The 13,784-nt window shown below is 54.0% G+C and carries 8 protein-coding genes; 3 read left to right on the top strand and 5 right to left on the bottom strand.

The features are described 5' to 3' along the window. Positions 1-5: 5 nt before the first annotated feature. Positions 6-3,164 carry an efflux RND transporter permease subunit gene (locus A3OW_RS0106200; protein WP_020562558.1) on the bottom strand — a complete coding sequence of 1,053 codons (3,159 nt, stop codon included), beginning with the start codon at positions 3,162-3,164 and terminating at the stop codon, positions 6-8. 18 nt (positions 3,165-3,182) lie between these two features. Further along, positions 3,183-4,271, bottom strand: coding sequence for an efflux RND transporter periplasmic adaptor subunit (locus A3OW_RS0106195; RefSeq protein ID WP_232422340.1), 1,089 nt, complete (start codon positions 4,269-4,271; stop codon positions 3,183-3,185). 85 nt (positions 4,272-4,356) lie between these two features. On the opposite strand from A3OW_RS0106195, the gene A3OW_RS0106190 reads away from it, so the two are divergent. After that, positions 4,357-5,952, top strand: coding sequence for a sensor histidine kinase (locus A3OW_RS0106190; protein ID WP_232422339.1), 1,596 nt, complete (start codon positions 4,357-4,359; stop codon positions 5,950-5,952). Then, the gene (locus tag A3OW_RS0106185) at positions 5,949-7,301 is read left to right on the top strand and encodes a sigma-54-dependent transcriptional regulator (RefSeq protein ID WP_020562555.1); all 1,353 of its coding nucleotides are present in this window, start codon (positions 5,949-5,951) and stop codon (positions 7,299-7,301) included. The genes A3OW_RS0106190 and A3OW_RS0106185 overlap by 4 nt, the downstream gene beginning before the upstream one ends. A gap of 77 nt (positions 7,302-7,378) precedes the next feature. On the opposite strand, the gene ntrC is transcribed toward A3OW_RS0106185, so the two are convergent. The 3 genes from ntrC to glnA all read right to left on the bottom strand — a co-directional run bounded on the left by ntrC (position 7,379) and on the right by glnA (position 11,420). Then, entirely contained in the window at positions 7,379-8,791 is a 1,413-nt protein-coding gene (ntrC, locus tag A3OW_RS0106180; protein WP_020562554.1) for a nitrogen regulation protein NR(I), read from the bottom strand. Next, a complete protein-coding gene (gene glnL, locus A3OW_RS0106175; RefSeq protein ID WP_020562553.1) occupies positions 8,784-9,833 on the bottom strand; it encodes a nitrogen regulation protein NR(II) in 1,050 nt (349 codons plus the stop codon). Before glnL ends, ntrC begins: the two co-directional genes overlap by 8 nt. A gap of 177 nt (positions 9,834-10,010) precedes the next feature. Continuing rightward, positions 10,011-11,420: a glutamate--ammonia ligase gene (gene glnA / locus A3OW_RS0106170; protein WP_026223369.1), complete on the bottom strand. Its 1,410-nt coding sequence runs from the start codon at positions 11,418-11,420 to the stop codon at positions 10,011-10,013. Positions 11,421-11,768: 348 nt separating this feature from the next. On the opposite strand from glnA, the gene A3OW_RS0106165 reads away from it, so the two are divergent. After that, entirely contained in the window at positions 11,769-13,166 is a 1,398-nt protein-coding gene (locus tag A3OW_RS0106165) for a porin (RefSeq protein ID WP_026223368.1), read from the top strand. Positions 13,167-13,784: the final 618 nt, after the last annotated feature.

Below are 13,784 nucleotides of genomic sequence, written 5' to 3'. Positions count from 1 at the left end.
GAATGTCAAATTGTTTCCGTGAACGCCGATTCTTCTTTTGTTCGTCCGCGGTGGCGCTTGTCGGCCAGACTCGCAAACACTACGTAAAGGCCGGGAATCACGACGACTCCGAACAGGGTTCCGAAAATCATGCCGCCCGCCGCCGCCGAACCGATGGTGTTGTTGCCGATCCTGCCCGCGCCGGAGGCGAACATCAGCGGAATCAGGCCGGCGACGAAGGCAAAAGAGGTCATCAGAATGGGCCTAAGACGCAGCGCCGCGCCTTCGATGGCGGCTTCCAGCGGCGTTTTGCCGAGCCGGTGCTGCATGGCGGCGAATTCGATGATCAGAATCGCGTTCTTGCCGAGAATGCCGATCAGCATGATCATCGCGATTTGCGCGTAGATGTTGTTTTCCAGGCCCATCGCCAGCAGGAAGAACAAAGCCCCGAAGATGCCGGTCGGCAGCGACAGAATGACCGGCATCGGCAGCAGGAAGCTTTCGTATTGCGCGGCGAGCAACAGATAAACGAACAGCAGGCAGATCAGAAAGATGTAGACCGCCTGATTCCCTGCCTGCGCCTGGTCGCGCGACGAGCCCGCCCAATCGTAGCCGAAGCCTTTCGGCAGCTTCTGCGCGGCCACTTCCTTGATCGCGGCGATGGCCTGGCCGCTGCTGTAGCCGGGCGCCGGCTGTCCGTTGACCATCGCCGAGGCGTACATGTTGTAGCGCGTCACCTGTTCCGGGCCATAGACTTTTTCAACGTGAAGAAAGGATGAAAAGGGGACCATCTTGCCGTCCTCGTTTTTGATGTACAGCTTCATCAGGTCTTCCGGTTGGGCGCGGTATTCGGGCAGTGCCTGCACCATGACTTTGTACATCTGCCCGAAGCGGATGAAATTGGTCGCGTACTCGCTGCCGATCAGGGTTTGCAGCGTGCTCATCGCATTCTCGGCAGTGATGCCTTTTTGCGCGGCCTTGTCGCCGTCGACGTGCAACAGGAACTGCGGAAAACGGTTATTGAAGGTCGTAAACGCATCGACGATCTCGGGCCGTTTGTTAAGTTCTTCGACAAAATGGTCGGCCACCGTCTGCAAGAGCCCCAGATTGTCCGATCCGGTTTTGTTCAAGAGGCGCATTTCGAAGCCGCTGGAATTACCGTAGCCGGGCACCGGCGGCGGGGTGAAAAACTCGATTTCGGCATCCTTGACGTGCCGGGTTTTCTTTTCAAGAAGTTCAATGATGTCTTTGTCAGAAGCCGTTCTTTCTTCCCAGCTTTTCAGGCTGATCAGATTCATGCCGTATACGGCGCCGGTGCCTTCCGAGAGCAGGCTGAACCCCGCCAGGCTGGAAACCGAATTGACCTCCTTTAAACTCGATGCGATACGCTGCACTTCGTCCGAGACTATTTCGGTGCGCTCGAGGGTGGCTCCCGACGGCGCGGTGATGTTGACGTAGATGGTCCCTTGGTCTTCCTGAGGAATAAAACCCGAAGGCACGAAATTGCCGATCAAACCGGCGCCGGCAGAAAATCCGAGCAATAGGCCGAACGTGACGGTCCGCCTATCGGCGATCGCTCCGATCAGTTTTTTATAGTTGGCGGACAGCCCGCCGTACCAGCGGTTAAATCCCGAGAAAAAACTCTGAAGCCTTGTGTCTGAGTGGGGTTTTTCATGATGGACATTTTTAAGAAACTGTGCGCACAGCGCCGGGGTCAGAGTGAGCGCGGTCAAACCCGAGAGAATGATCGAAAAAGCCATCGTCAGGGAAAACTGCCTGAAGAAAACGCCCTCCGGGCCTTCCATGAAGGCGACCGGAAAGAAAACCGCCGACATCACCAGCGTGATCGCGATGATCGCGCCGCTGATTTCGCGCATGGCCTGTTCGGTCGCTTTTCGGGGACCGATGGACGAATGCTCCATTTTGGCGTGCACCGCCTCGATGACCACAATCGCGTTGTCCACCACGATGCCGATCGCGAGCACCAGGGCAAACAGCGTAATCAGGTTGAGCGAAAAACCCATGACCTGCATGAAGAAAAAAGTGCCGACCAGCGATACCGGCACCGCCAGGATCGGAATAAGAGTGGAACGGACGTCCTGCAAAAAGACGAACACCACCACGGCAACCAACAGGAAGGCTTCCACCAGGGTTTTAACGACTTCATGAATGGACGCATCCAGAAACTCGGAGACGTCGTAACTCAGCGTATAATCCATACCCGGCGGAAAGGAAGCGGCTTTAATTTCCTCCATGGTCCGCTTGATGTTCTCAATGACTTCCTTGGCGTTGCTGCCCGGACGCTGCTTTAACAAAATGGCGGCCGAGGGTTGCCCGTTTTCCTTCGAAAGCACATTATAGTCCTGAGAATCGAGCTCGACTTCGGCGACGTCTTTCAGCCGCAAAATTTCCCCGTCGTCTTTGCTTTTCAGGACCAAGGCTTCGTACGCTTTTCTATTGTTGTGCTTGCCTGTGTACTTTAGAACATATTGAAGTGCCTGAGCTTTTTTACCCGAACTCTCGCCGATTTTACCTGGTGCCGCTTCCACGTTTTGCGCTTTCAGAGCGCGAACGATTTCATCGGTCGAGATGTTGTACATCAGCATTTTGTCGGGTTTTAGCCAGATTCGCATTGCGTATTCCCTGGACCCCAGGATTTCGGCAAATCCGACCCCGTCGATCCGTTTGAGCTCTTTCAAGACGTTGATGTCGGTAAAGTTATAAAGAAATTTTTCGTCCAGCGACGGGTCCGAACTGAGGATGTTGATATACAAAAGCATCGCGTTTTGTACTTTCTCGACAATCACCCCCGCTTTAATCGCTTCCGCAGGCAATTCGTCCAGCACCGAAGAAACCCGGTTTTGAACGTTGACGGCGGCAACTTCCGGGTCGGTTCCCGCTTTGAAAATAATCTGAATTTCTCCGGCCCCGTCGTTTCCCGAAACGGAAGACATATAGGCCATGCCGGGCACGCCGTTGATCGCTCTTTCGAGAGGGGTTATGACAGCCTTGACCACGACCTCCGCATTGGCACCGGTATATTTCGTCGTGACGTTGACCTCGGGAGGCGCAATGTCCGGAAACTGAGTCACCGAAAGCCGGGTCAGGGACAGCAGGCCGATCAAAGTGATCAAAATGGAGATGACGATCGACAAGACCGGCCGATGAATGAATTTAGAGGTCATGATGATCCTTATTCAGGGTTAATCCTTGCTGTTCAACGGCATGGCTTTGGCCGGTTCGACAGGCTCCGGCTGAATTTTGGCACCGTCCTTCATAGTCTCCGCGCCCTCGAACAGTATGAGCTCACTTTCGGATAAACCGGATTCCACGACATAAAACTCCTGAAAACGCATTTGGGGAATGATGTTCCTTTGCTTCAGCACGTTCTCGGGATTCACCACGAAAACATAGAGCTTGTCCTGAATTTCAAAGGTGGATTTTTGTGGAACGAGCATGGCCTTTTTAAGATGCTTTTTAACAATGATTTTGCCATTGGCACCGTGTTTCAGAATCGCTTCGGGATTCGGAAACCGCGCTCTGAAGGCGATATTGCCCGTGGACGGATCGAATTCGCTCTCGATCGCTTCAATTTTTCCTTCGTGCCGATAAAGGGCATTATTGGCGAGCCTTAAACTCACGTTCTTGATTTTATTGTTTTCGGCGACGATGTAATTCAGATAATCGATTTCCGACAAATTGAAATAGGCGAAAACTTCCCGATTGTCGGAAATCGTGGTCAGCATGTCCCCTTCCTGGATCAGGCTGCCGACCTTGTTCGGTATGCGGTTGATCACTCCGTCGAAGGGTGCTTTGATGTGGGCAAACGAAATATGCAGCGCGGTTTTGTCCTTATTTGCCCTGGCTTCCTCAACGTCGGCGCGCAATGCCTCGCTTTTGGCTTGTGCGACACGAAGTTCGGCCCCGGAGACGATGTTTTTCGCCACCAGCAATTTGACGTTGTCCAGTTCGACTTCGGAGGCCTTCAAATCGGCGATCGCGTTTTTATACACGGCGTCGGCCTTCTGGAGCTCTTTTTCAAACTCCGAAGTGCTCAAATCGAAAAGCGGTTGGCCTTTTTTTACCGGCTGGCCTTCGTCGACGTGATTTTTTTCAATATAGCCTCGGACCTTGCTCCGAATCTCGACGTTTCTTATCGAATGGATTTCGGCTACGTATTCGCTGCTGTAAACAATGTCTTTGACGATAGGAGTGATGACTTGATGGGTATCGACCGAATCGGTTTCATTTTTCGAGGAGCAGGCTGCCAGGAACAAGCACAATGCTGGCAAGAGTAGTTGGCCTTTTTTCATTTCAATAAAGCAGTGGATTAAGGTTTCGTCTCACCGAAACGGATATCCTAGTTAAGCAAAATGCTTGCCAGCCAGTATAAGTGAAAAAATTCCCTTATTTTTCCTGTTCTTAGTCTTTCCGAGCGTTTTGCCGCGTGCCGGCGCCTGTTGCATATTGCATCACGACGGCGCAAAATACGCCATTATGTCGGTCATCTATAAATTAACTTTATCTTTGTTTGTCTTGTCCTTGCTGGTGTTCGGCATCTACGGAAACTATCAGCTTCGCACCGAATCGGAAAATTTACGAAATGACGTTGAAAATGAAACCCGCCTATTGGCTTACAGCTTGCTGGTTGCCGTCGAAAACGCTTTGCGCGATCGGCAAACCGAGGACGTGCAGGAGCTTTTGCAACAAATAGAGCGTCTTAAGCCTTCCATTGACGTGCGCATCTACATACAAAACCGCCACATTATCCGTTCGGGTGAGGAAAACCTGCCATGGCCGGCGCAAATCGAGTCTCCTTTATTGCAGGCGGCACTAGACGGCAAAACAACACTATTTTATTTTCCTGGGGACGAACCCGACTTCCTGGTGTTGTCACTGCCGTTTAACAAGGCATCAGACGCCATGCCGGGCAATCTGGTGGTGGTGCGCTCGCTGCAAAAAATGAAAGAGGACTTAAGCAAAACCAAAACCTCGATTCTGTTGTCCTTTTTCTCGTTCATTTTATTCACCTCCTTACTCTGTTTCGCTTTGGGCCATCTTTATATTTCCCGGCCTTTACAAGAGCTCCGCCAGGCAATGCTGGCGTTCCGGAACGGCACGGATCCGCCGGAGCCGTTGCCGGTAACCGGCAATGACGAACTCGCTTCGGTGCGGCAGGAATTCAACCGGATGACCGCCGAGCTGTTTTCCGCCTACCGCCGTCTGGATGAAGAAACGCTACAGCGGCGGCAGCTCCAGCGGGCGCTGCAGAACGCGGATAAAATGATCACGATCGGTCAACTGTCCGCAGGACTGGCCCACGAAATCGGCTCGCCTCTGCAAATCATCAACGGCCGGGCAAGAGCTTTGGCGGGCGAGGGCGATGATTTGCGGGAGGTGCGGCGAATCGCCGCCATTCTGGTCGATCAGACCGACCGTATTACGCGCATTGTCCAGCGTCTTCTGGAGTTTTCGCCCCGCTGTACTTCCGAGCCGGTATGGTGCGACGTCGTCCGGGCCATTGCGGAAGTGATCGACATGCTGAGTTTCGAAGCCCGGCGCCAGGGCGTGAACGTCAGCTTCACGCATCCCGAGGCTTTGCCGTTGCTGCTGATCAACCAGGACAGCATCCAGCAGATCGTGTTGAATCTGCTGTCCAACGCCTTGTCGGCCATTGCCGGGACGGGGTTCATTCATATCGATCTGGCGCAGAGTTCGATTGTTTATGCCGACACGAAAATACCGTCCCTGCAACTGACCGTCAGCGATACGGGAAGGGGTATCGCTCCCGAGCATTTGCCTCATCTTTTCGAGCCTTACTTTACCACTCGCGGTAAACAAGGCGGGACCGGCCTCGGCTTGGCCGTGGTTAAAACCTTGGTGACCGAAATGGGCGGCACGGTGGTCGCCGAAACGGAAGCCGGCCAAGGCAGCCGGTTCATTGTTCGTTTGCCGTGGAAGAAACCCGTATGATTGAGAAAAACGCCCGCCTTCTGGTCATCGACGACGATCCCGGCGTAGTCGATTATCTGCTGGAAATGCTGCGGAAAGAGGGCTGCTCGGTCCTCGGGTTTACCCGGACCGAACAGGCGCTCAAGGCGATCGAAAAGGAGCCTTTCGACCTGGTGATCTCCGACGTGGTCATGCCCGAAATGCGCGGTCTCGAATTAATGGCGGCGATTCACCATAAACGGCCGGAACAGTTGGTGTTACTGATCACGGCCTTCGGCAGCATCGATCTGGCGATGCAAAGCATTCGCGCGGGCGCTTGCGACTTTCTAACCAAGCCGTTCCGCATCGAAGAACTCTATGCGGCTGTAAGCCGCGCGCTGGAAGACCGCCGGATGCGCCGGACTGCGGTCAAACTCGGCCATTCTGCCGACGGGAACAGCGATGAAAGCATTTTCGTGACGCGCAGCCCCTGCATGCGGCAGTTGATCGGCTTGGCGACACGGGCGGCCGCGGTGAATTCGACGGTGCTGCTGACGGGCGAAAGCGGCACCGGCAAGAGCGCCGTCGCCCGCTGGATTCACGAGAACAGCCCCAACCGTTCAGGCCCTTTCATTGCGGTGAATTGTGCGGCGTTGCCGCACAATCTGGTCGAGAGCGAGCTGTTCGGCGTGCGCAAGGGCGCTTTTACCGATGCCAGCAAGGACCGGCCCGGACTGTTTCTACAGGCCGACATGGGCACTCTGTTTCTGGATGAAGTCGCCGAGCTGCCCCTGGAAATACAACCGAAACTGTTGCAGGCACTGGAAACCGGGATTGTGCGCGCGCTGGGCGACACCCGGGAAACCCGGGTGAACGTCCGCCTGATTGCGGCGACTCATCAGCCGCTGGAGCACCGCGTCAACGAAAAAATGTTTCGCGCCGACTTGTATCACCGGTTGAACGTGATCAATCTCAAAGTGCCTCCGTTAAGAGAACGCAAGGAGGACATGGACGAATTGGTCGATGCATTAATCCATGCCATCTGCCGGCGGCTCGGTAAAAATGGATCGGTTAACCTGTCCGTCGAAGTTCTGCGCTGGATCCGGGCTTATCATTGGCCGGGCAACGTGCGGGAACTGGCCAATACGCTGGAACGGGCCATTGTGCTTGCCGAGCACGATACCTTGCTTCTGGAAGACCTGGCGCAAGCTTCGAAACTGCCCGTGAACGAGGGCGATTTTCTTGATGCGGCCATGCTGCAGGGATGGACTCTGGCGGACGTCGAACGGGCTTATATCCGTCATGTCCTGGAGATGACCGGCGGCAATAAAATTCAAGCCGCCCGGGTACTCGGTCTGGACCGCAGCACCCTCTATCGCAAGCTCGTTTAATTCGGAGTCTTTGCCTGGCGGCGCTTTAGCCGGCCGATAGGAATTCGAGCTATCGGGCTTGCGGTACCGGCCGGGCATCATTCCTCGATTCCCAATTCCTTTATTTTGCGGGTCAGCGTGTTCCGGCCGTAACCCAATAACAGGGCGGCTTCCTGCCGTTTGCCGTGGGTAAAGTTCAAGGCGGCCTTGATCAGGATGGTTTCCACGGCCGGAATGGTGTGTTTGGCCACTTCCGCTTCCTTGGTCATCAACTGACGGTCTATCCAGGTCCGGAGCAAGGCTTCCCAATTGTTTCCGTTGACTTCCTTTTCGGTGGCCGTCATCAGCAATTCGGGCGGAAGGTCGTGCAGATGAATTTCCCGGCCGGAAGCCATGACCGTCAGCCAGCGGCAGCAGTTTTCCAGTTGCCGGACGTTGCCTGGCCACTCAAGACTGCTTAAATACGATTCGGTGTCGGGTCTCAGGGTTTTGACTTCGGTATTGAGTTCCTGCGCGGCCTGAGTCAGAAAATGCCGGAGCAACAGAGGAATGTCCTGCTTGCGGTCGCGTAGGGGAGGGATGTGGATGCGGATCACGTTAAGTCGATGGAACAGATCCTCCCGGAAACGGCCTTGCTCGACGAGCGCTTCCAGATCCTGGTGCGTCGCGGCGATTATGCGCACGTCCACTTTGATCGAATGATGCGCTCCGACCGGATAAAACTCGCCGTCGGCGAGAACTCTCAGTAACCGGGTTTGCAGCTCGGCCGGCATGTCGCCGATTTCATCGAGAAACAGTGTGCCGCCGTTAGCTTGTTCGAAGCGTCCGGCCCGCCGCGCTTGCGCGCCGGTGAAGGCGCCTTTTTCATGGCCGAAAAGCTCGGACTCCATGAGGTCCTTGGGAATCGCCGCCATATTCAGAGCGATGAAAGGATTCTTGGCCCGGGGGCTGTGCCGATGCAGGGCTTTGGCGACCAGTTCCTTGCCGGTGCCCGATTCGCCGTTGATCAAAACGGTGATATTGGAGCGGGCCAGCCGCCCGATCGCACGAAACACTTCCTGCATGGCGGGAGCCGCGCCGATGATTTCCGGCGCCGATTCGATCACGGCGGCGGCCGCCTGTTCGGTTTCTTTTTGCTGCCGGCTGTGGGTGCAGGCGCGCCGGGCCAGGTCGACGACTTCCTTGATGTCGAACGGTTTCGGCAGATATTCGAAAGCGCCGCCGTGGAACGCCGAAACGGCGCTGTCCAGGTCGGAATGAGCGGTCATCACGATGACCGGCAATTCGGGATGAATTTTTTGAATCTGGCTTAAAAGCTCCAGTCCGTCCATTCCGGGCATGCGGATGTCGGTCAGGAGCGCATCGGGTTGGTCATGCCGGAGCGCGGCCAGCAGATCGGTCGAATTGGCGAAGCATCGGGTATCGATGTGAGCTTTTTGCAAGGCTTTTTCTACAACCCAGCGAATGGATTTGTCGTCGTCAATAATCCAAACAGTTTCTTGCCTATTCATTGCTTGCTCCCATCGGTAAGAATATTGAAAATACCGTTTTGCCCGGTTCGCTTTTACATTCGATTAAACCGTTATGTTGATTAATTAAGGATTGCGCTATGGACAAACCCAGGCCGGTGCCTTCCGCCCTTCCGGTCACCATCGGATAGAAAATCTGGTTCAATATCTCGGCGTCGATGCCGGGGCCGTTATCGATGATATCGCACCTTGCGGCCAACTTGTAACATTTGCGCCCTATGGTCATCTGGCGTTGAATCCTGGTTTTAAATACGATGTTTCCCTTGCCTTCCAAAGCCTGGACCGCGTTCCTGGCGATGTTCAGTACCGCCTGGATCAACTGATCCTTGTCGCCCAGGATAGTGGGTATGCTGGGGTCGTAGTCGCAAGTTATCAAGAGATGGCTGCTCGCCTCGGCTTGAATCAATTGTCTGACCCGCTCCAGAATTTCATGGATGTTTAAAGGTTTTTTATTAGGCGGCTTGTTGGGCCCCAGCATTTTATCCATTAATCCTTGCAGGCGGTCGGATTCGGCGATGATGATCTGTGTATATTCCTTCAGGTCGGGATCGTTCAGCTCCAGGTCGAGTAATTGGGCGGCGCCGCGGAGGCCGCCGAGCGGGTTCTTGATCTCGTGGGCGAGGCCCCGGACCAGCAGCTTGGCGGTGGTTTGCTGCGTCAGCAATTGTTCCTCCTTCGAAATGCGCAAATGATTATCGACCTGATGGAGTTCCACCAGCAATTCACTGACTTTTTCGTCCGTTACCAGTGGCGTCGCGCTGAAGTTGATGGTAACGCTCTGGCTGAGGCGGTTCAGGGTGAGCGCATGATCTACCAGGGGCTTCTCCATGGTGATGGATTGTTTCAGATTGATCAGAAACGCCGGGTCCGAGGATTTGAAAATGTCGGCGGCACTGTTGCCGATCAGATGATTGGCGCTGTCGGCGAGCAAGATTTCTCCTGCATTGTTGAGGTAAGTGAGAATCAGATTGCAATCAAATACGAGGATGGCCGCATTGAGGTGATCAAGTATCCGCTTATACATGGGCTTCTCTTGGGAGCTGGACAGTTTGTTTCTAAATTTTTAGCAATTTATGCGCCAGAAATGAAAAATCGGTTCTAAGTTCACTGGATATGATGCGTATGAAGATGTTTTTTTATCCCGGGGTAAACAAAAAACGCCCCGTTCGGGGCGTTTTGTCGAGCTTAACCGAAACCCGGATTACAGGCTGTAATACATGTCGTATTCCACCGGATGAGTGCTCATTCTGAGACGGGTAACGTCGGCCATTTTCAGGTCGATGTAGCCGTCGATGACGTCATCGGTGAACACGCCGCCGCGGGTCAGAAATTCACGGTCCTTGTCCAGAGCCTCCAGGGCCTGGTCGAACGCATGGCAAACCTGAGGAATCTCTTTCGCTTCCTCGGCCGGCAGATCGTACAGGTCTTTGTCCATGGCATCGCCCGGATGGATCTTGTTCTGAATGCCGTCGAGGCCCGCCATCAGCATGGCGGAGAAAGCCAGGTAAGGGTTCGCGGTCGAATCCGGGAAGCGGACTTCGATGCGGCGGCCTTTCGGATTGTTGACGAAAGGAATCCGGATCGATGCGGAACGGTTGCGGGCAGAATACGCCAGCATGACCGGCGCTTCGAAACCGGGAACCAGACGTTTGTAGCTGTTGGTCGAGGCGTTGGTGAAGGCATTGAGCGCTCTGGCGTGCTTGATGATGCCGCCGATGTAATACAGCGCGGTTTCGGACAGGCCGCCGTAAAGGTCGCCGGTAAACAGGTTGACGCCGCCTTTCGCCAGCGATTGATGTACGTGCATGCCGCTGCCGTTGTCGCCGACCAGAGGCTTCGGCATGAACGTTGCGGTTTTGCCGTAGGCATGGGCGATATTGGAAACGACGTATTTCAGGGCTAATACTTCGTCGGCTTTTTTGACCAGCGTGTTGAATTTTACGCCGATTTCGCATTGGCCGGCGGTGGCGACTTCGTGATGGTGAACTTCGGTGCGCAGACCCATTTCTTCCAGAACCTGGCACATGGCCGAACGCATGTCCTGGAATGAATCGACCGGCGGGACCGGAAAGTAGCCGCCCTTGATGCCCGGACGGTGGCCGATGTTGCCGTCGGTATAGACTTTTTCCGAGTTCCAGCCCGCTTCTTCGGAATCGATCTTGTAGAAAGACCCGCTCATGTCGGCGCCCCAGCGGACGTCGTCGAAAATGAAGAATTCGTTCTCAGGCCCGAAGAAGGCGGTATCGGCAATGCCGCTGGATTGCAGATAGGCTTCCGCGCGTTTGGCGATCGAGCGGGGATCGCGTTCGTATCCCTGCATGTTTTTGGGCTCGATGATGTCGCAACGCAGGATCAGGGTCGCGTCGTCGTAGAACGGATCCATCACGGCCGTGGACGGATCGGGCATTAAAATCATGTCCGATTCATTGATGTGTTTCCAGCCGGCAATGGAAGAGCCGTCGAACATGTTGCCTTCTTCGAAAGTATCTTCGTCGATCGAATGGGCAGGAAAAGTGACGTGCTGTTCTTTGCCGCGGGTATCGCAGAATCGAAAATCAACGAATTTTACGTCGTTGTCTTTGATCATTTTAAGAACGTTTTCTACAGACATTTAATTTTTCTCCTGGGGTCGGTTGGTGTCAATTTATTATTTAGAAAAGCAATTACGATACCACTTTTCTTGCTGAATGAGCTACAAAAAAAATACTCGATATAATTCAATCTCTTATGAAAATTACAGGCGTCAAGGCGCATGCTTTTTTATGGTGCGGTTAAGACGAAGTTTGCACCATATCGGTGCGAATAGCGATGGGGTCTGAAAAAGAAGCGCCCGGTTAAGCCTTGAATTGTGTTGCACAATTGCAAATGTAATGGCGGAAAAACAACTGGCATGTATATTGCTAATTTCGTGTTGTCAGTGGTATTCACTTTTACAATAAGATCAATGGGGTTATTAATTATGGAAAATCATTCAAGCGCCGATCGATTCCCTCTAAAGCCATTGGCTTTAGGCATCATGATGATTTCGGCAACGAGCGCGACCCAGGCGGCGGAGCTGACCGAGGCGGATTCGGCAGAGCATGCGACGCAGGCGGCCTCGTTTACCGAGGCGGAACGTCTGCTGGAGGCCGTGGGCGATCCGAACGGCAGTGCGTTTATGAAAAAATGGGGTTTAACGGTCGGCGGCTGGGCCAATGCCGGCATTACCTATAATTCGGTCAGTCCGGAAAACAATTTCAACGGTCCCGTCACTTTTGGCGACCGCTCGGGCGAGTTTCAATTGAATCAGTTGAATTTATTCATTCAGCGCGCGGTTGCGACCGAAGGGGACAACTTCGATATCGGCGGACGTTTCGACATCATGTTCGGCACCGATGCGATTTTTACCCAGGCTTACGGCGTGCCGGCGTTCGACGTCAATTCGGGCGTGCCGCTGAATCGAAATCACTGGGATCTCAATCTGCTCAACAGCAACGACAACCGTTTTTACGACCTGGCCATGCCGCAGGCCTATCTGGAAACCTATATCCCGATCGGCAACGGTCTGAACGTGAAGGCCGGCCATTTCTATACGCCGATCGGATATGAAACGGTTCCGGCTCCGGACAACTTCTTTTATACCCACGCTTATACCATGCAGTACGGCGAACCGTTCACCCATACCGGCGTGCTGGGAAGCTATGCCGTGGACGATCACTGGTCCGTTATCGGCGGCGTCGTGACCGGCAGCTCTACGGGCGGCTGGGACGGCGGCTGGGATAAGCATCTCGGCAACTGGGCAGGTATCGCCGGCGCTACCTGGACCAACACCGACACCGGCACGTCGTTGAACGTCAGCGGCACTTACGGCGGCACCTCCGAGCAGAGCAGCGAGCCCTGGGCGCTGTACAGCGTGGTGCTGAAGCAGGATCTCAATGAGAAAACCCACCTTGTGTTACAGCACGATCACGGCTTCGCCAACGGCATTCTGCTGGGCACGCCAAAAGATACCGAATGGTACGGCATCAACACGCATTTGTATTATGACGTCAGCGATACGGTGACGGCCGGCGTTCGAGGCGAATGGTTCCGCGACCAGAACGGTTTCCGAGTATGCTCGCCGGGACGCGTGGCTGCTGCGACGGACGGCGCCGGCAACAGTTTCGCCGCGGCCGGCAATTTTACCGCGACCTGTTCCGCGGCCAGTTATTATGCCGTTACCGCGGGCGTGACCTGGAAGCCTGTGAAATGGCTCAATTTGCGTCCGAACGTGCGCTATGACTGGGCGGACGGCGCCCGTCCATTCGGCGACGGCGGTGCTACCACCGGCAAACTGGATCAATTCCTGTTCTCCACCGACCTGACCGTGAACTTTTAATTCCCTGCGGAACGAGCGACTCTTTTTTGCACTAAAAATGCGCCTTCGGGCGCATTTTTTTGGAGCTCTTCTCTGTTTTTCGTTAGCCTACGGTTAATGACGACAGCTTCAGCGGTTCGATTCGTGATTCGTGATTAGAAAGTAGGGTTGAGTAAGCGAAGCCCATCCTCATCCCCGGAATCCGACCCACCCACCCCGATTGCTTGCTCAAGGTACGCAGTCAGTTGATTTTTTTATAAATTCTTACAACACTCGAGCGGAAAATAAAAAACGGCAAAGCGGCAATTCGAGATTTCTAAGAGATGCACCAAAATAGTTCGTTATATTTCAAAATGCACCAAAATAGAGCATTGAATTAACGTGACCTCATAGCTCCCGGTAAATAAATCTTTCACGCCGAGTCGTTTTGAACCATTTATAAAATTTATAAAAAGCACATTCTGCCAAATTGACTCCTCCTCTTTGATTAATCGGGTAAACGATTAACCGAGTTTAGCCAGAAACGCCATGGGAAAGTATCGGAACGAGAAATCCTGTAGCCGGCTCAAGGCTGTCCCCGCGCTTTGAAGTACCGGATATCGGCCTTTTGTGAATCGATTGGGAGCCCATCAGCGTTCT

The organism is Methylosarcina fibrata AML-C10 (assembly GCF_000372865.1).
Classification (GTDB): Bacteria; Pseudomonadota; Gammaproteobacteria; order Methylococcales; family Methylomonadaceae; genus Methylosarcina; species Methylosarcina fibrata.
The sequence above is the reverse complement of the archived record's forward strand: the minus strand, read 5'-3'. Positions and strand labels throughout refer to the sequence as shown.

What these genes read in the sequence shown, in the direction of transcription:
- A3OW_RS0106200 (WP_020562558.1), bottom strand. Translation starts at nt 3,164, where the DNA reads ATGACCTCTAAATTCATTCATCGGCCGGTCTTGTCGATCGTCATCTCC.
- A3OW_RS0106185 (WP_020562555.1), top strand. Translation starts at nt 5,949, where the DNA reads ATGATTGAGAAAAACGCCCGCCTTCTGGTCATCGACGACGATCCCGGC.
- ntrC (WP_020562554.1), bottom strand. Translation starts at nt 8,791, where the DNA reads ATGAATAGGCAAGAAACTGTTTGGATTATTGACGACGACAAATCCATT.
- glnL (WP_020562553.1), bottom strand. Translation starts at nt 9,833, where the DNA reads ATGTATAAGCGGATACTTGATCACCTCAATGCGGCCATCCTCGTATTT.
- glnA (WP_026223369.1), bottom strand. Translation starts at nt 11,420, where the DNA reads ATGTCTGTAGAAAACGTTCTTAAAATGATCAAAGACAACGACGTAAAA.
- A3OW_RS0106165 (WP_026223368.1), top strand. Translation starts at nt 11,769, where the DNA reads ATGGAAAATCATTCAAGCGCCGATCGATTCCCTCTAAAGCCATTGGCT.